Genomic DNA, 17984 nt, shown 5'->3' with positions numbered 1-17984 from the left:
CGCCGCCGCCGATGACGACGAATCCGAACGCGGCGCCGGACGAGGCGCCCGACGCGAGGGCCGACACCGTCGACGGGCGGGAGGACCCGCGGGCGACGTACGAGTTCACGTCCGGGGAGGTGGCCCGGCCGGACCTCGTCGAGGACATCGAGGGACGCGTCGACGGCGACGTACGTTTCGACACGTACACGCGACAGATGTACGCGACGGACGCCAGCGCCTACGAGGTGACGCCCGTCGGCGTCGTCTTCCCAGCCTCGACCGACGACGTGGCCGCCGTAACGGCCTACTGCGCCGAGCGGGAGATTCCGCTCCTGCCGCGCGGCGGGGGTACCAGCCTCGCCGGTCAGGCGGTCAACGAGGCCGTCGTCCTCGACTTCACGCGCTACATGGACGGCGTCGTGTCGATAGACGCCGACGACCGCCGCGCCCGCGTCGAGGCCGGGGCGGTGCTCGGCGACCTGAACGCCGAACTGGCGCCGCACGGACTGAAGTTCGCGCCCGACCCGGCCGCCGGCGACCGAAGCGCCATCGGCGGCGCCATCGGCAACAACTCCACCGGCGCGCACTCGTTAAAGTACGGCAAGACCGACGCCTACGTCGAGGAGTGCGAGGTCGTCTTGGCCGACGGCTCCGTCGAGACGTTCGGCGAGGTGTCCGTCGAGGACCTCCGCGCGTCGGCCGACCCCGAAGGGTCGCTTCTCGACCGCGTTTATCACGAGGTCGTCCGGATTCTGGACGAGGAAGCCGAAGAAGTCTCCGAGCGATTCCCCGACCTGAAGCGGAACGTCTCGGGCTACAACCTCGACGTGTTGGTCGAGGAGGCCGAGTCGGGGACGGTCAACCTCGCCCGCCTGCTCGCGGGCAGCGAGGGAACGCTCGCGACGGTCACCGAGGCCGAGGTATCGCTCGAACCCGTCCCGGAGACGAAGGCCGTCTCGCTGCTGTTCTACGAGAGCGTGCTCGACGCCGTCACCGACGTCCAACACGTCCTCGAACACGACCCCGCGGCGGTCGAACTCGTCGACGACGTGCTCCTCGGACTCGCCCGCGACCGCGCGGAGTTCGCGGAGGCGGCGTCGCTCGTCCCCGACGGCGCGGAGGCCGGCCTGCTCGTGGAGTTCTACGCCGACGACGCCGAGGAGGGGAGAGAACTGACCGCGGGACTCCTCGCCGACCGGGCGCCAGGGGCCGAGACGGAGGTTCCGGCACCCACTGCGGGCGAGCGACCGTCGACGGACGAGACGCTCGCGTTCGCGGGGCTGGAGGCCCACGACGAGGAGAAGCGAGGGATGTTCTGGACGCTCCGGAAGGCGGGGCTTCCGATTCTGCTCTCGCGAACCTCCGACGAGAAGCACATCAGCTTCATCGAGGACTGCGCCATCCCGCCCGAACATCTCCCTGAGTTCGTCGAGCGCTTCCAGTCGCTGCTCTCCGAACTGGGCCGCGACGTGGACGCGGCGTTCTACGCGCACGCCGGGCCGGGCGTCCTCCACGTCCGCCCCCTCGTGAACACGAAGGGTTCGAAGGACAGAGAGGACATGGAGGTCATCGCCGACGCGGTGACTGACATGGTCGTCGAGTTCGGCGGGTCGGTGTCGGGCGAACACGGCGACGGGCGGGCGCGGACGCAGTGGAACCGGAAGCTGTACGGCGAAAATATCTGGAACACTTTCCGCGACCTCAAGACCGCGTTCGACCCCGACTGGCTCCTGAATCCGGGGAACGTCTGCGGCGACCACGACATGCTGGAGAACCTCCGGTACGACGACGAGTACGACTACGACCTCGGGTTCGACCCGTCGCTGAACTGGGAGAACGAGAACGGGATGCAAGGGATGGTCGAACTCTGTCACGGCTGCGGCGGCTGCCGTGGCTCCCAGGAGACGACGGGCGGCGTGATGTGCCCCACCTACCGCGCTGCCGACGAGGAGATAACGTCCACGCGCGGGCGCGCGAACCTGCTCCGACAGGCCGTCAGCGGCGACCTGCCCGACGACCCGACCGACGACGAGTTCGCCGAGGAGGTGCTCGACCTCTGTATCGGCTGTAAGGGCTGCAAGAACGACTGCCCCAGCGGCGTCGACGTGGCGAAACTGAAGACCGAGGTGATGCACGAGCGACATCAGAAACACGGTGCGAGCCTCCGAGACAGGCTGTTCGCCGAGTTCGACACGCTGGCGTCGGTCGGGAGCGCACTCGCTCCCGTCTCGAACCTCGCGCAGTCGCTGCCCGGCGCGGACCGCCTCGGGGAGGAACTGGTCGGCATCGCCCGCGAACGGGACCTCCCCGCGTTCCGACGGGAGACCCTCGCAGACTGGTTCGAGGCGCGGGGCGGTCCGTTCGACTCCCGGGAGCGCGCGGCCGACGCGCGGACGGCGCGCGGCGCGGGCGGCGTCGGCTCAGACGACGAGCGTAAGGCCGTCCTCTTCGCGGACACGTACACCAACTACGCGCACCCCGAGGTGGGGAAGGCGGCGGTCCGCGTCCTCGAAGCCGCGGGCGTCGCCGTCGACGTCGCCGACAGGACGGACAGCGGCCGGCCGGCGCTGTCGAAGGGGTTCGTCGACCGCGCCCGCGACCGGGTCGAGGCGAACGCGGCGGCGCTTTCGCCCTACGTCCGCGAGGGCTGGGACGTCGTCCTCGCCGAACCCTCCGACGCGGTGATGTTCCAGTCGGACGCGCTGGACCTCTCCTCGGAGCAAGCGGTCGAGACGGTGGCCGCGAACGCCTACGGTCTCTGTGAGTACCTCGATACGTTCCGTCTCGTCGACGACGTCAAGTGGGCGACGCCCGAGGAATCGGTCGCCTACCACGGCCACTGCCACCAGAAGGCCGAGAAGAAGGACCACCACGCCGTCGGCGCCCTCCGACGGGCAGGATACGAGGTGGACCCCCTCGACTCGGGTTGTTGCGGGATGGCGGGCACGTTCGGCTACGAGGCCGAGCACTACTCGCTGAGTCGCTCCATCGCGGACATCCTCGTCGAGCAAATCGAGGAGAGCGACGCTCGCGTCGTCACGGCGCCGGGGACGTCCTGTCGGACGCAGTTGGGCGACAGCCGAGTCGACCCCGTCCCCGCCGACAGTTCGCTCGCCGGTACCGACGCGGACCGCGAGGGACCGCCGACGCCGGTGGAACTGCTGGCGCAGGCGCTCCCCGACCGGTCCGACTGACGGCGGACAGACGCCGTCGTCGCCGCCACCGCTGCCGAGGCTTTTTGTGAGGACTCGGCGAAGGAGGGAGCATGACCGACGACGACTCGTTCGACGTCTCCCCGCGCGACATCGCGATTCTCAAGGCGCGGGTGGACTACCCGACGGCGTCGACGCGCGAACTCAGCCGGATACTCGAAATCGAGTACGGCATCTCGCTGTCGCACAACCGCGTCAACGAGATTCTCCGCGCGATGGCCGACGAGGAGGTGTTCCGCGAAATCGTCCTCCCGAACCGGGAACTGTTCCGCCACTACCTGTTCCGCATCGCGTTCAACTTCCCCAACTTCGAGGAGCACTGGCGCGACTGCTACGAAGCGTTGGTCGAGGACCCGCACGTCCTCATGTTCTTCACCGCCGACAGCAACTACCACTGGCACGTCGTCATCCAGTTCCGAAGCGACGACCGGATGGAGCGGTGGGTCCACGAGTTCTTCAAGTCTCACGGCGACCTGATAAGCGAGTTCCACAACACGATGCTCCACAGCGTCCACAAGTTCCGGACCGAAGCGGCCATCTTCGACGACATCCTCGCCGAAACCGAGGAGGGGCGGCGGTATCTCGAACACGGCGAGTAACGACCTAATCGGGAGCGCGACGAAAGACAAGAGCGTTTATTGTGAACGACCGGATACGTCTTCGCATGAGTCTATCCGACTTCTTCGAACCGGAGGGTATCGCCGTCGTCGGCGCGTCGTCGACGCCCGGCAAACTCGGGAACGACGCGATGTCGAACGTCGAAGCCGCCGACACCGACGTCTACCCCGTAAACCCGTCGGGGTCGGGGACCGTCTACGGCTACGAGTTCGTCGACTCCGTCGCCGAGGCGGACGCGGACGTCGCCCTCCTCTGCGTCCCTCGACACCTGCAACCGGACGTGCTCGAAGAGTGCGGCGAGGCGGGCATCGGCGCCGCCGTCATCTTCGCCGGCGGGTTCGCGGAGATGGGGGGCGAGGGGGCGGAACTGCAAGACGCCGTCGCGGACGTCGCCACCGAGTACGACATCTCCGTCCTCGGACCGAACACGGCGGGGTACGCGCTTCCCCATCAGAACCTGTACGGGTCGTTCGTCCCGCGCATCCGCGACGTGGACGCCGGCAACGTCGCCATCGCAGCGCAGAGCGCCGGCGTCGCCATCACGGCGTCGTTCCACCTCACCCGCGAGGAGTACGGCATCTCGGCGATGTTCGGTCTCGGCAACCGCGTGAACACCGAATTCGCGGACCTCATTCCGGAACTCGACGCCGACCCGAAGACCGACGCGATACTCCTGCACGTCGAGGGCACCGAAGACACCGAGAGATTGTTCGAGGCCTGCCAGGCGGCCGACACCCCCATCGCCGCGCTGAAAGTCGGCGAGAACGACGTCTCGGAGTTCGTGCGGGCGCACACGGCGGCCCCCGCACAGGAGAACGGCGTCTACGAGGAGGCGTTCGACCGCGCCGGCGTGGTGTCCGTCGACTCGACGACGGAACTCATCGACGCCGGTCGGGTGCTCGCGGACTCGCCGACGCCGGACGGTCCGAACGTCGGACTCGTGACGGCGCAGGCGGGACCGGGCATCATCGTCGCCGACCACCTCGACGGCGTCGGCGCGAACTTCCCCGAGTTGACCCCGGAGACGCGAGAGCAACTGGACGACGTGCTCCTCGGCATCACCTACGAGGAGAATCCTGTCGACACCGGCCGCCCGATGCCCGAGTTCGGCGAGGTGGTCGACATCGTCGCCCGCGACGACAACGTCGACATCGTCTCGGTCTACGAAATATACGAGGATTCCTTGGGCTACCCCGTCGAGGAACTGGCGACGCTCGCAGACGAGGTGGACAAGCCGGTTCTGTTCACCGTCGCCGGCCCCGCCCACGCCTTCGCGGAGGAACGGCGGCAGATGGAGGCGGCGGGTATCCCGACGTTCGATACGCCCGAACGCGGCGCGCAGGCCGTCGCCGCCCTCATCGAGTCGATTCCGAACGAGGAGTAGGCTTTAGTCCGCGGCGCGAGAGGCGTCACCATGCGACACGAGTTCGCGGGCGCCGCGCCCGTAGTCGAAGACGGCGCGTTCGTCTCGGAGATGGCGTACCTCGTCGGCGACGTGGCTATCGAAGAGGAGGCGAGCGTCTGGCCGTTCGTCTGCATGCGGGGCGACGAGGGGCCCGTCGACGTCGGCCGGGAGACGAACGTTCAGGAGTTCACGATGCTTCACGGCGCGACGCTGGGCGACGAGGTGACCGTCGGCCACGGCGCCGTCGTCGACTTCGCCGAGGTAGCCGACCACTCGCTCGTCGGGATGGGGAGTTCGGTGATGGGCGGCGCCGTCGTAGAGTCGAACTGCATCGTCGCCGCCAACGCCGTCGTCCGGCAGGACCAGCGGATTCCGGAGGGCCACATGGCCTACGGCGTCCCCGCCGAGACGCGCCCGCTGACCGACGACCAACTCAAACAGATCGGCGAGACGCACCGCCATTACGTCGAACTCGGTCAACGGTTCCGAGCGGACGACGTCGAGGGGACCGGTTCGACGGAGTAACGACCGTTCAAGAGCGAGTTCGAAACGAAAGTTCTACCCGCGAATGTTCTACGGTGAAACGTTCTTCGACTAATCAACTCCAGAGACCACGATACAGCCGTCGTTTGAACTGAGACCGAAACACGACTGATTACGTTCGTTTCGCTCCGCAATCACAATTCACACGCCGAAACAGACGATATTTGTATTCAAACTGCACCCTTCGACTTTTGTTTGTGATAGTCGGTTCAGAGCAGCCTGTATTGACTCCTCGAACCTATATCCGAAAACAGAGTGCGATGTCTACCGATTCAAGATTCGAAACTCCAGAAAAATCCAATCCCCGAAGAAGCGCGTTCGCTACGACGCCTCGACGTCTCGCGCATCCGGGCGTGTCACTCGTTTCCGGCGGCCGACGTCTGACTCGGTTGGGCGGGACCGGCGTCGTCGGCCGGTCCCGCCTCGTCGTCGTACACCCGGTCGTGGACGAAACTGGCCAACACGGGGGCGAGCAGCGCCGTCACGATAGTCGAGGCAGCGACCTGTGGCGTCGCCACGGCGGCCGCCTGCCGCAGCGCCGGGTCGGCGACGGCGACGGCTTCGGGCGTCGCCACCGCGTTCCCGGCCGTACTCGACGCGGAGGCGCCGGCCACGCCCGTCCCGCCCGAAACGCGGTCGGCGAGGATGTTGAACGCGCCGCCGACGAGGACCGTGACGACGCCCAGCAGGATGCCCGCCGCGCCGGCGGTGACGAGCATGGTGAAGTCGATGCCCGCCCCGAGCGGGAAGGCGAAGAAGGGGATGAGCACCGGGCCCGCGCTGGTGAGATACTCCTGCATGTCGTCGTCGAGGTTGCCCAGTATCATGCCGATGAGGATGGGAACGACGACCGCAAGCAGGTCGAGCAGCGGAATCGAGGCGATGCCGGCCGTCCCCAACGCGACCATCGTGAGGAACGGGCCGTCGTTGACCGAGATGATGGATATCGCGCCGACGTCCGTCTCGTCGCCCATCTCTCCCACGAGCGCGGCGTACAGACCGCCGTTCGTGTTGGTCATCGCCGCGATGATGGCCAGAGAGGAGAGTCCCAGCAGACTGTTTCCGAGGAAGGTAGCCACGAGGAGACCGATGCCCATCCCGACGACGAACTTCGAGGCCGTGATAGCCGCCCCCTGCTTCAGCGCCTGCGGCGCCTCGTCGACCGTGATGCCCGCGCCCATACACACGAGGAACGCGGCGATGAGGGGAAGCGCCCCGTCTTTCAGGAGCGCCGTGGTGAAGCCGCCTATCTCCAGCGCCTGCGGGAAGAACGTGTTCGTGAGCGCGCCCAGTATCAGAGGGACGACCATCATCCCGCCCGGAATCCGCTCTATCGTCTGCTTTATCTTCATGGCCGTCCACCGCCGTCGAGTCCGCCGATTCGCGTCTGTGCGGCCGTCGCGACGGAGTCACGGCAGCCTCTCCGACCGTGGGCTGTCTTGGCAAGCATTCTGATTGCTCGTACTGAATGTTGATTAAAGTATGTTACGGAAGGGAACGAAAGCGTATCGCCGGACGTCAGAGAGACGACGCTCCCGGAACCTCGTAAAGTGATCTCGGGTGATTTGGTATCATGGACGGGCGGAGAGCCTCCCAACCGGCGTTCGTCCGTCCGCCCTTCACTCGTCGGCGACCATCTCGACGGCGACTTCGACGGCGTCGATAAGGCTGCGTTCGGAAGCGATTCCGTCCCCGGCGATATCGAAGGCGGTGCCGTGGTCGACGCTCGTCCTCACGATGGGGAGTCCGATGGTGACGTTGACCCCGGAGACGGCGTCGCCGCCGGCGAATCCGAGCATCTTGATGGGGATATGTCCCTGGTCGTGATACATCGAAACGACGCAGTCGAACTCGCTGCGGGCGGCGCGGACGTAGACGGTGTCCGGTGACTCGGGGCCCGTCGCGTCGATACCTTCCTCGCGGGCGCGTTCGACCGCCGGCCTGATCTCCGCGTCGTCCTCGTCGCCGAGCAGTCCGCCGTCGCTGGCGTGCGGGTTCAACCCCGCGACGCCGACCGACGGCGAGTCGACGCCGAGGTCCCGAAGCGCCTCGTCCGTGAGTCGAATCGTCTCCAAGACGCGCTCCGTCGTCACCAGGTCGCAGGCCTCCTGGAGCGGAACGTGCGTACTCACGTGCGTCACCCGGAGGTCGTCCTCGACGAGCATCATCGAGTAGTTCTCCGTGTCGGTGTAGTCGGCGAGCATTCCCGTGTGGCCGGCGTACTCGCTGCCGGCGAGTTCCGTCGACTGCTTGTTGATTGGCGCGGTCGTGATGGCGTCTATCTCCCCCGCCACGGCGAGTTCGATGGCGCGCTCGACGTATCGGAGGCTCGCGGCCCCGTACGCCTCGCGGACCTCGCCGCGAACGAGTTCGTCGACCAAATCCAAGTCCAACACCGGTATTCGGTCGCGGTCGAAGCTCGCGTCCGCGACGGATTCGACGGCTTCGACCGCGAGGTCGGCGCCGCACACGTCGATTGCGGCCTCGACAACGTCCGCATCGCCGATGACGAGGGGTCGAGCGACCTCGCGTAGCTTCGGGTACGCTTTGACGATTACCTCGGGACCGATTCCGCCGGGGTCACCCATCGTGATACCGATTAAGGGCTCGTGACTACGCATCGTCCTCGGAGAACACGGCCAGACAATTAACGATTGTCTCTTCAGAGCCGAATCCGCCGGCCTTCGTGACCAACGGCACCTCGGCGGCCCTCCCGTCGGCGAACGTCCCGAGGGGAATGCCCGCTTCGACCTCCTCGCCGGTCAATCGGATGGTCGTCGCGCCGAGTTCCCGAATCACCGCCACCGCGATGTCGCCGCCGGTCAGGAGCAGTCCCGAGGGGGGTTCCTCGTCGAGGACGTCCGCCGCGGCCGACGCCAGTCCGCTCGCCACTCGCTCGCGGACCGCCGCGGACGCGAGACCGGCCTCCCGACCGGCGGCGTGCGTACGCTCGATGGTACTCTCGTCGGTCGCCGCGGTCAAGACCGCCGGACGGCCCTCGCGCAACCGCCGGACGGCTCGCTCGACGGCGGCGTCCGGTTCCTCCCCGACGACGAGGTCCGTACCGTCGACGGGGACGACCGCCTCCTCGGGCACCCGTTCGAGTTGTGCGAGCGTCGTCGCGCTGACGCTCCCGACCACGCCGAGCGCTCCTCCCTCCGAGAACCGCCGGGAGGACTCGAAATCCGGCTCCGAACCCCGCACCGGCACGTGCGCGGCCAAACCGCCGCTCCCGACGTACAGCGCGTCGAGACCGTCGGCCGCCGCCGCGATGTCGGCCAGGTGGTCGTCCTCGACGGCGTCGCAGACGACGACCGGGGGCCGGTCGTATCGCTCGACGGCGGCCGCGATTCCGTCGTCTCCCGACACGACCGCCGCGTGCGATACCGTCTCGACCGGCCGGTCGACCGACGCGAACAACTCGGGAATCGACGACGAGGCGGGCCCCTTTTCGTCGTCCCCGTACTCGGTCTCGGAGACCGGTGTCCCGTCGACGTAGTGGACGCCGTCCTCCGTCGTTCGGCCGATGGAGGGGAAGGCGGGCGCGACGAGTGCCAGTTCCGACCCCGCCGCGTCAAGCGCGGCGTCCACCTCCGCGGCGAAGTTCCCGCGCAGCGTCGAGTCGATCTTTTTGTAGACGGTCCGCGCCGGCGTCGCTTCGACCGCTTCGGAGACGCTCCTCGCGGCGTCGCCCTCGTCGTCGTAGCGGGTGTCGGTGTTGATTCCGAGTACGGCCCCCTCCTCCTCTACGGCCCCTTTGTCGGCTTCGGGGTCGGCGACGACGGCCGCCTCGTAACCGCGGGCCGCGAACCCCTGCGACGTGTCCATCGCGCCGGTGAGGTCGTCGGCGACGACTATGACGGAGTACATGGTCGTTCACTCGCCGCTCTCGGTGATAAACGTTGGTGAGGACCCCGACCGGGGCGGACGACTGCCGGGTCGCTCGATACGTTTAGCTATACTAAACAACCGCTGACGGATAGTCGGCTTGGAATTACATTGATAGACTTGTAATGCTAGTTCGCCCCTCGCTCGCTCTTTCGATTGTCGCGTTGGGCGGGAGAAGGAGTCGTTACCTACACCGGCGCAAAACTGCCGAATCGTCCGTGATATACCTGGCTCTCATTGTTGGTCCGCCCGTTTGCTGATGCTAAACGAGACGGCTCACTCGACGCCCGACCGGCCGATGCTCTCGGTCAGGTTGATGTTCGCCTCTATCACGCTGGTCGTGTTCGTCACCTTCTCCGGGAGCACCTCCCGGAACCGTTCTTCTCGCAGACGGCTGACCGGTCCGGAGACGCTCACAGCCCCGAGGACGCGCCCGGTTTGGTCCCGCACCGGCGCGCCGACGGCGCGGATGCCTTCGACTTCCTCTTGGTCGTTGAGCGAGTATCCGCGCCCGCGCGTCGCTTCGAGTTCGTCGAACAGAGCGTCGCGGTCGGTGATGGTGTTGCCGGTCAGTTCGGCGAGACCGTACTCGTCGACGATGCGCTCTACTCTGGATTGAGGGAGGAAGGCGAGAATGGCCTTGCCCGTGGCCGTGTAGTGGAGGTAATCGGGGCGCTGTAGCTTGACGGCGTGAAATCGCTCGCCGACGGCGTCCTCGCCGAGGAGTTTGCAGAGCTTCATGCTCAGACCGTGCTGTTCGGTCGAGAGGTGGACGATTTCGCCCGTCTCCTCGACCAGTTCTTTGATCTCGGGTTCGCCGATCTGATAGAGGATATCGTCGTTTCGCACGTACTCCCCGAAGATGAGAAACCGGAGACTCAGTTCGTACCGCCCGTCTTCCTTGACGACGAACCGGTGCTGTTCGAGCGTGCTCACGTGGTTGTGGACGGTACCCTTCGTCAGATCGAGGTGCGCGGCGAGTTCCGTTACCGTCGCGCCGTTCAGTTCTTTGAGCGCCTCTAACACTCGAACGGTCGTCTCCACCGCTTTGACCGGGTTGCTCGCTTTCTCCATCACGTTCGCACTATCGGTTCGGGAATATAAGCCTGTTTACCAGGGCTAAACGACGGTCCCGAACCGACCGTACACCTCGATGACGACGGTGCCTTATCGTCGAATCACCGCCGAAGGTGTGAGATTGGTTGCCAAACGTGGCTCGGCGGTTTCCGCTCTTACGGACTCAACTTGCTCGTCGGTCGCTCGGCGGAGCGCTCGGGAGCCGACCCTCGAAAACGGCGCGGAGGCGACGGCGTCCGCCGCCGGGACGGCTACGCCAGGGGGACGACCGACGAGAGGAGGAGAATCAGCAGGAGCCCCGCAATCGACATGATCGTCGCGCTCGCGGAGTAGGTTTTGAACGTCTCGGTCTGCGTCAGTCCGCCGACCTCGGAGACGATCCAGAAGCCGCTGTCGTTGAACCACGGGGCGATCATGCCGCCGGCGCCGATGGCCAACATCAGGTAGACGGCGCCGACGGAGAGGTCGCCGGTGAGCGGCGCCATGATTTCGGCTCCGGTCAGCAGCGCGACGGTAGCCGAGCCCTGCGCGACGCGCATCAGGGCGGCGATGAGCCACCCTGCCACGAGCAGCGAGAAGCCGAGGCCGGTGACGATGCCGGCGACGTACTCGCCGACGCCGGTCGTGTTGAGCATCGCACCGAACGCGCCGCCGGCGGCGGTGATGGCGATGATGTTCCCGCCGCTCTTGATCGCGCCCGTCAACTCCTCGTTGAGCACGTCGAGGTCGCGGACTTCCAGACGATAGTAGGTGTACGTCGAGAACATCGCAGCGGCCGTCAGCGCGAGCGTCGCGTCGCCCACGAACGCCGTGGCGGTACGAATCGTCGTCCCCTCCGCGTACAGCGCGGCGGCGATGGTGTTCGACCCGATGAGGATAAGCGGGAGGACGATGGGCGTCAGCGACTCGACGAGCCCCGGACCCGTCCCCGAGTCGGCCATCTCCTCGTCGATCTCCTCGGAGGAGACCCCCATCGACTCGCGGAGCGGGAACTCCTCGCGGTTGTGCAGCGCCTTTCCGTAGACGATTCCGCCGAGCAGCGACGTCGGGAGCGCGACCGCTCCGCCGACGAGGATGGCGAGCCCCAGGTTCACGTTCAGGGAGTTCGCAACGGCGAGCGGACCGGGGGTCGGCGGCACCAGCGTGTGCGTCGCGAGGGCGCCCGCACAGAGGGCCGTCATGTAGAGGGAGAACTTCACGCCGGTCCGTTTCTTCATCGCCCGACCGAGCGGGGCGAGCAGGTAGAACACGTTGTCGAAGAACACCGGGACCGACAGCAGATAGCTGCTGGTGAGAATGGCGTACTCGGAGCGCTCTTGCCCGGTGACCGACAACGCGGCGCGGACGATGCGAGCCGCCGCCCCGCTCTCCATGAGCGTTTTGCCGATGATGGCGGCCATCAGGATGGGGATGCCGACGCCGATGAGCGTCTCGCCGAACGCCTGCGCCACCTGGGCCGGAACCTCGTTTATCGGAACGCCGGACGAGATGACCGCGACGCCCAACGCGGCGATGATCAACCCCACGAACGGTGGGAGGTTCAGATACACGAGCAGGAACACGACCAGCAGTACCCCTATCGCCAGCGGGATGAGCGGATTCGCCAATACCATGTCTCCAGTCGGTCGATGAGCTAAAACATTATAATATTTGTTGTGTCTGTTCTCAGTCCTCGTCGGACCGCACCAACAGCACCTGCGTGCGCGCGTGCCGCGCGACCTTCCCGGCGACGTCGCCGAGCAGGAACTTCCCGACGGCGCTCCGCCCCTTCGCGCCGAGGACGATGAGGTCGACGTCCTCCTCGTCCGCGTAGTCGGTTATCACCTCCGCCGGGTCGCCGACGAGGACGACCTGTTCGACCGGTACCCCGCGTTCGTCGCCCTGCGCCGCGACGCGTTCCGTGAGTTCGCTGCCCGCCTCCTGTCGCCGTTCGTCTATCTCCCGCCGTTCGTCGGCGTCCCGAGCGAGTTCGTTCACCGACTTCGAGGCGTGACTCGCCCCCCGGTCGTCCACGACGTGCATCGCGCGCACCGTGCTGTCGAACCGCTCGGCGATCTCGAGGGCCTGTTCGACGACCCGCTCGGACAGTTCGCTTTCGTCCACCGGCACGAGTATGGTCTCGTACATACCTTCCCTAGGCACGGTACGGGGTATAAACACTCGGTACGCTTCGACCACTGTTCGACCCGACGGAGCGAGTAGTAACTATAATCCGGGGCGGCGTGGTACGCCCGGTATGCCGCGCAACACAACCGCCGCGCTGGACGAGTGCTACGAACGGGCCAGGAAGGGGAGCTACGGCTTCTTCGCGAGCAACGTGACCCACTTCGACGTCCTCGTCGGACTCCTGCGGGGGAGCGCGAGCGTCGACTCGGACCTGGTCGTGCAACTCGGCAGGGAGGAGGCGGCCTTCTTCGGCGACGGCGACCCCGCGGTCGGTCTCGACGTCTTCGGCGCCGCTCTCGATTCGCTCGCCCAACGCCACGGCGTCGAGGCGTTCTGCAATGTCGACCACGTCCACCTCCCCGAGGGCTTCGGTTTCTTGGAGGCCGCGGTCGACTCCGGCGTCCCCGACTCGGTGATGGTCGACGCGTCGGCGGAGCCGTTCGAGCGGAACGTCGAACTGACGGCCGAGGCCGTCGACCGCGTCGGCGACGACGTCCTCGTCGAGGCGGAACTCGGGCGCATCGCGGGCGTCGAGGGGACCACCGAGACCCCCGACGACGAGGCGTTCTACACCGACCCGGCGGACGCCGTCGAGTTCGTCGACCGGACCGGCTGCGACCTGCTCGCCGTCTCCATCGGCACGCAGCACGGGGTCGCGTCCGGCCGCGACCTCGACGTCCGCCCCGACCTCGCGGCCGACATCGACGACGCGCTCCGGGCGGCCGGTCATGAGACGCCGCTGGTCGTCCACGGCGCCTCGGGACTTCCGGACGAGCGAATCGCGGAACTGCTCGACGCCGGCGTCTGCAAGTTCAACAAGAACACCCGGTACCAGTACGAATTCGCCCGCACGACCGCGGACTTCTATCGCGACCACGCGGACGCGGTCCGTCCGCCCGCCGACGTCGAGGACGACCGGGCCGGGTTCTTCGCCGACAGCGACTGGGAACCGGACAAGACGTTCTTCCACCCGCACGTCGTGTCGGGGACGGTCCGCGACCGCATCGCCTCGGTGATGAGCGACCTCTGCGAACTGACCGGGAGCGCCGGCGAGACGATGCGCTCGGACCGATGACCGACCCCGACGACGTCCTCGTCGGCGTCGACGCCGGACTCACGAACGTCACGGTGACGGCGTTCGACGGCGCCGGCGACGAACTCGCCAGCGCGTCGCGGTCGACGCCGACCGTCGAGACGGCGTCCGGACGCGACGAACAGGACCACGACCGACTGTGGGAGGTCGTCTGCGAGGCGGTCGCCGCGGTCACGGAGCGCGTTCCGACCGACGCGGTCGCCGGGGTCGGCGTCGCCGGCCACGGCCACGGACTCTACGGGCTTGACGCCGAGGGCGCGCCGGTCTGCGGCATCAAGTCCACCGACAGTCGCGCGCTCGACACGCTCTCGACGTCCCGCTCGGACGTTCTGGAGACGGTCGTCGACCGCCTCGGCTGGGAGCCGTTCGGCGCCGACCCGCTGAGCCTCCTCGTGTGGCTCCGCGAGCACGACCCGGATACGTACGACCGATTGGAGACGCTGTTGTTCTCGAAGGACGTGCTCACCCACCGACTCACCGGCGAGCGCTCCACGGACCCCTCGGAGGCGAGCGTGTTCTACGGGCCGACGCCCGAGTACGACGAGGCGGTGTTCTCGGCACTCGATATCGAAGATGCGTTCGACGCGCTTCCGCCCGTCGTCCCGAGCACCGAACCCTGCGGAACGGTGACCGCCGCGGCCGCGGCGCGAACCGGACTCCCGGAGGGGACCCCGGTCGCCGCGGGACTGCACGACGTCGCCGCCTGCACCCTCGGCGCGGGCGTCGTCGAACCCGGCGACGGACTGCTCATCCTCGGCACCTGGGGGCAGAGCGTCGCCGTCCTCGACGCGCCCGAAGACGGGGAGTCGGGGCTGCCGCGGCGGTACCTGAACCGGTGGCTCCGGTACGAGGGTCTCCGGTCCGGCGCGGCCTGCGTCGAGTGGTTCGTTGAGAACTGCGGGGCCGACTGGCGGCGCGAGGCCGAGGAGCGCGGCGTCTCGCCCTACGTCGTCTACGAGGAGGCGGTGTCGAGCGTTTCCCCCGGCGCCGACGGACTGGTGTTCCACCCGTTCCTCAAGGGGTCGACGGACGACCCGAACAGTTCGGGCGGGTTCTACGGCCTCCGCCTCGAACACACGAACGCGCACATGCTCCGTGCGGTCTACGAGGGCATCGCCATCAGCCAGACGAGCGCGCTGGAGTCCATCGCGGCGGACGTGGACGCGATTCGGCTGACCGGCGGCGGGGCGCAGAGCGAGGCGTGGGCGCAGATGTTCGCCGACGTCTCGACGCTGCCGGTGACGGTGCCGACCGAGCGCGAGACGGGGGCGCTCGGCGCAGCACTCTGCGGCGGCGTGGCCGCCGGCGTCTATCCGACCGTCGAGGCGGCGGTGGACCGCGCGGTCGGCACCGCCGTTCGTTACCAACCGGACCCCGAGACCGAGGCACGCTACCGGACGGTCGCCGACGCGTTCGCGGAGGTGGCCGACGCGATGGAATCGCCGTGGGAAACGCTCAAGTCGCTGGCTCAGGAACGCTGATTCGATGAAGGTGTTACTCTGCGGGGACCCGCAGCAGCCGAGCGAGTACATGCACGAAGCCCTCGGGGGGTTGGAGAGTCGCGGGGTGCGCTTCGAGCGCATGGACTGGATGGGCGACTCCTCGCCGGCCGAGTTCCGCAACGTCACGATGGAGATGGAGTCGCGCGGCCCGGGAAGCTACGATACGGACGCCATCGCCGCGAACCTCGACGGCGCCGACGTACTCGTCGTCCACAAGGCCCCGGTGTCCCGCGAACTCATCGAGGGCGCCGACCTTTCGGTGGTCGCCGCGGCCCGCGGCGGCACGGAGAACGTCGACCTCGAGGCGGCCGCGGACAACGACGTGACCGTCCTCCACGCGCCGGGGCGGAACCGCGATGCGGTCGCGGACTACGCGGTTTCGATGCTGCTCTCGCGACTCCGGGAGATTCCGTTCAATCACGCCGAACTCTCGAACGGCGAGTGGAACCAGGTGTTCGACCCCGACCTGCTGCCGCCGGACGTGCGGACGACGACCGTCGGCATCGTCGGGTTCGGCCACATCGGCCGCGGGGTGGCCCGTCGCCTCGCCGGCTTCGACCCCGAACTCCTCGTCTACGACCCGTTCGTCGACGACGAGGAGATACGCGAGGTCGGTCCCGAACCGGCGGACCTCGAAACCCTGCTCGGCGAGTCCGACGCCGTCACCCTCCACGTCCGCCTTTCGGAGGACACCGAGGGGATGATCGGACGCGAGGAGTTCGAGCAGATGAACGAGGACGGCTACCTCGTCAACACCGCGCGCGGCGGCCTCGTCGACACCGACGCCCTCGTGGACGCCGTCTCCGAGGGGGAAATCGCCGGCGCGGCGCTGGACGTCTTCGAGGAGGAACCGATTCCGGAGGGCCACCCGCTGTTCGACCTCGACGGCGTCGTCCTGACCCCGCACGTCGCCGGGTCGACCCGCGACGCGGTCCTCGGCGGCCCCCGCATCATCGCCTCGCAACTCGACGCGTACCTCGACGACGAGACGCCGGCGCACGTCGTCCGATAGCGGACGCTCGCAGTTCCGAGCGGGAGCCGTCGGAGACGCGTTCCGGGCGACGAAGCTGACGTCCGCCCTCGGACGCGAGAGGAACTCGACGTTCGAAAAGACATATATGCCGCCGTTTCGATAGCCGACTCATGTCGCTCGAAATAACGCGGATAGAGTCGACAGAGTTCAGCTATCCGCTCGAAGACGTGGGCACGGACGGCCACGGGTTCAACCCGGTGTACGACCCCGGCAGCGTCCTCGACCGAAAGCTGTTCGCGATAAAAGTGCACACGAACGAAGGAGTGACGGGCACGTACGTCGGCGGGAGTTCGCCGGGTGCGGCGCAGATCAACCTATTCGGCGACTACCTCGTCGGCAAGAATCCGCTCGACCGCGAACGACACTGGAGCGAGATCAAACGCGCCCTCCGGAAGTACGACCGTATGGGCATCGGTCCCATCGACATCGCCCTCTGGGACCTCGCCGGGAAGTACTACGACGCCCCCATCCACGAACTGCTCGGCACCTATCGGACCGAGTTGCCGGCGTACGCGTCGACGTACTTCGGCGACACGAACGGCGGCCTCGATTCCCCGGAGGCGTTCGCCGACTTCGCCGAGACGTGTCGGGACATCGGCTACCCGGCGTACAAGATACACAGTTGGGGCGGCTCGGACGCCGACCGCGACATCGACCGAGAGATAGCGATGGTGCACGCCGTCGGCGAACGGGTCGGCGACGAGATGGACCTCATGCTCGACCCGGCCTGCGAGTACGAGACGTACCTCGACGCGCTGAAAGTCGGACGAGCCCTCGACAAGGAGGACTATCTCTGGTACGAAGACCCCTATCGAGACGGCGGCATCTCGATGCACGCCCACGAGCGTCTCTGCGAGGAACTCGACACGCCGGTGTTGCAGACCGAACACGTCCGCGGACTCGAACTCCACAGCGACTTCATCGCCAACGGCGCGACCGACCTCGTCCGCGCGGACCCCGAGTACGACGGCGGCATCACGGGCGCGATGAAAATCGCGAAGGTCGCCGAGGGGTTCGGCCTCGACGTCGAGTTCCACGCCCCCGGACCGGCGTCCAGACACTGCATGGCCGCGACGCGGAACACGAACTACTACGAGGTCTCCTTGGTCCATCCGGACTGCGGGAACACCGTCCCGCCGGTGTACCTCGGAGACTACTCGGACGAACTGGAGACCGTCTCCTCGGACGGAACCGTTCCCGTTCCGGACGGCCCCGGCCTCGGCGTCGAGTACGACTGGGACTACATCGAAGAGAACGCGACGGGGAGCGTCCACGTCTACGAGTAACGACTACCGACGGTTCGCGCGCGGCGGTGCCGTCTCGACGGCGGTCGAACGGGTGCCCGATGCGGCCGGCCGCGGCGACTGCGTGCACAACGCGTTCGCTGTGCGTGGTCGCCGAGGGGGGCGACCGGCGGACGCGTTCTCGACTGCGGCGTTCGCCGACCCGCGGGCGGGGCGGAGTC

At 67.4% G+C, this 17984-nt stretch carries 14 protein-coding genes; 8 read left to right on the top strand and 6 right to left on the bottom strand.

The window, feature by feature from the left end; all coding sequences use genetic code 11:
• The first annotated feature begins 11 nt into the window (after positions 1 to 11).
• The 4 genes from NDI76_RS16560 (at position 12) to NDI76_RS16545 (ending at position 5742) form a co-directional block, all read left to right on the top strand.
• Entirely contained in the window at positions 12 to 3176 is a 3165-nt protein-coding gene (locus NDI76_RS16560) for an FAD-linked oxidase C-terminal domain-containing protein (RefSeq protein ID WP_310925247.1), read from the top strand.
• Between the two features lie 71 nt (positions 3177 to 3247).
• The gene (locus tag NDI76_RS16555; RefSeq protein WP_310925246.1) at positions 3248 to 3793 is read left to right on the top strand and encodes a helix-turn-helix domain-containing protein; all 546 of its coding nucleotides are present in this window, start codon (positions 3248 to 3250) and stop codon (positions 3791 to 3793) included.
• A gap of 65 nt (positions 3794 to 3858) precedes the next feature.
• Entirely contained in the window at positions 3859 to 5196 is a 1338-nt protein-coding gene (locus tag NDI76_RS16550) for a CoA-binding protein (protein ID WP_310925245.1), read from the top strand.
• A 30-nt stretch (positions 5197 to 5226) separates the two neighbouring features.
• Entirely contained in the window at positions 5227 to 5742 is a 516-nt protein-coding gene (locus NDI76_RS16545; RefSeq protein WP_310925244.1) for a gamma carbonic anhydrase family protein, read from the top strand.
• Positions 5743 to 6116: 374 nt separating this feature from the next.
• Here NDI76_RS16545 and NDI76_RS16540 read toward each other — a convergent pair whose 3' ends face one another.
• From NDI76_RS16540 to NDI76_RS16515, 6 genes are all read right to left on the bottom strand, one after another.
• The gene (locus NDI76_RS16540; protein WP_310925243.1) at positions 6117 to 7112 is read right to left on the bottom strand and encodes a 2-keto-3-deoxygluconate permease; all 996 of its coding nucleotides are present in this window, start codon (positions 7110 to 7112) and stop codon (positions 6117 to 6119) included.
• A gap of 267 nt (positions 7113 to 7379) precedes the next feature.
• Positions 7380 to 8381: a 4-hydroxythreonine-4-phosphate dehydrogenase PdxA gene (gene pdxA, locus NDI76_RS16535; RefSeq protein ID WP_310925241.1), complete on the bottom strand. Its 1002-nt coding sequence runs from the start codon at positions 8379 to 8381 to the stop codon at positions 7380 to 7382.
• Complete coding sequence (locus tag NDI76_RS16530) at positions 8374 to 9630, bottom strand: four-carbon acid sugar kinase family protein (RefSeq protein ID WP_310925240.1); 1257 nt, start codon at positions 9628 to 9630, stop codon at positions 8374 to 8376. The genes pdxA and NDI76_RS16530 overlap by 8 nt, the downstream gene beginning before the upstream one ends.
• A 294-nt stretch (positions 9631 to 9924) precedes the next feature.
• Positions 9925 to 10722 carry an IclR family transcriptional regulator gene (locus NDI76_RS16525; RefSeq protein ID WP_310925239.1) on the bottom strand — a complete coding sequence of 266 codons (798 nt, stop codon included), beginning with the start codon at positions 10720 to 10722 and terminating at the stop codon, positions 9925 to 9927.
• Positions 10723 to 10976: 254 nt separating this feature from the next.
• Positions 10977 to 12338: a GntP family permease gene (locus NDI76_RS16520; protein ID WP_310925238.1), complete on the bottom strand. Its 1362-nt coding sequence runs from the start codon at positions 12336 to 12338 to the stop codon at positions 10977 to 10979.
• Between the two features lie 52 nt (positions 12339 to 12390).
• Positions 12391 to 12852: a universal stress protein gene (locus tag NDI76_RS16515; RefSeq protein ID WP_310925237.1), complete on the bottom strand. Its 462-nt coding sequence runs from the start codon at positions 12850 to 12852 to the stop codon at positions 12391 to 12393.
• A gap of 109 nt (positions 12853 to 12961) precedes the next feature.
• Here NDI76_RS16515 and fba point away from each other — a divergent pair, with 109 nt between their 5' ends.
• From fba to NDI76_RS16495, 4 genes are all read left to right on the top strand, one after another.
• Positions 12962 to 13966, top strand: a complete 1005-nt coding sequence (fba, locus tag NDI76_RS16510) for a class II fructose-bisphosphate aldolase (protein ID WP_310925236.1) — start codon at positions 12962 to 12964, stop codon at positions 13964 to 13966.
• Entirely contained in the window at positions 13963 to 15465 is a 1503-nt protein-coding gene (locus NDI76_RS16505) for an FGGY-family carbohydrate kinase (RefSeq protein WP_310925235.1), read from the top strand. The genes fba and NDI76_RS16505 overlap by 4 nt, the downstream gene beginning before the upstream one ends.
• 4 nt (positions 15466 to 15469) lie before the next feature.
• Positions 15470 to 16498: a 2-hydroxyacid dehydrogenase gene (locus NDI76_RS16500; RefSeq protein WP_310925233.1), complete on the top strand. Its 1029-nt coding sequence runs from the start codon at positions 15470 to 15472 to the stop codon at positions 16496 to 16498.
• A 131-nt stretch (positions 16499 to 16629) separates the two neighbouring features.
• Entirely contained in the window at positions 16630 to 17805 is a 1176-nt protein-coding gene (locus tag NDI76_RS16495) for an enolase C-terminal domain-like protein (protein ID WP_310925232.1), read from the top strand.
• Positions 17806 to 17984 lie beyond the last annotated feature (179 nt).

This window comes from Halogeometricum sp. S1BR25-6 (genome assembly GCF_031624495.1).
GTDB lineage: Archaea > Halobacteriota > Halobacteria > Halobacteriales > Haloferacaceae > Halogeometricum > Halogeometricum salsisoli.
Note: the sequence above shows the minus strand (reverse complement) of the source record. Positions and strands in the feature narration are given on the sequence as shown.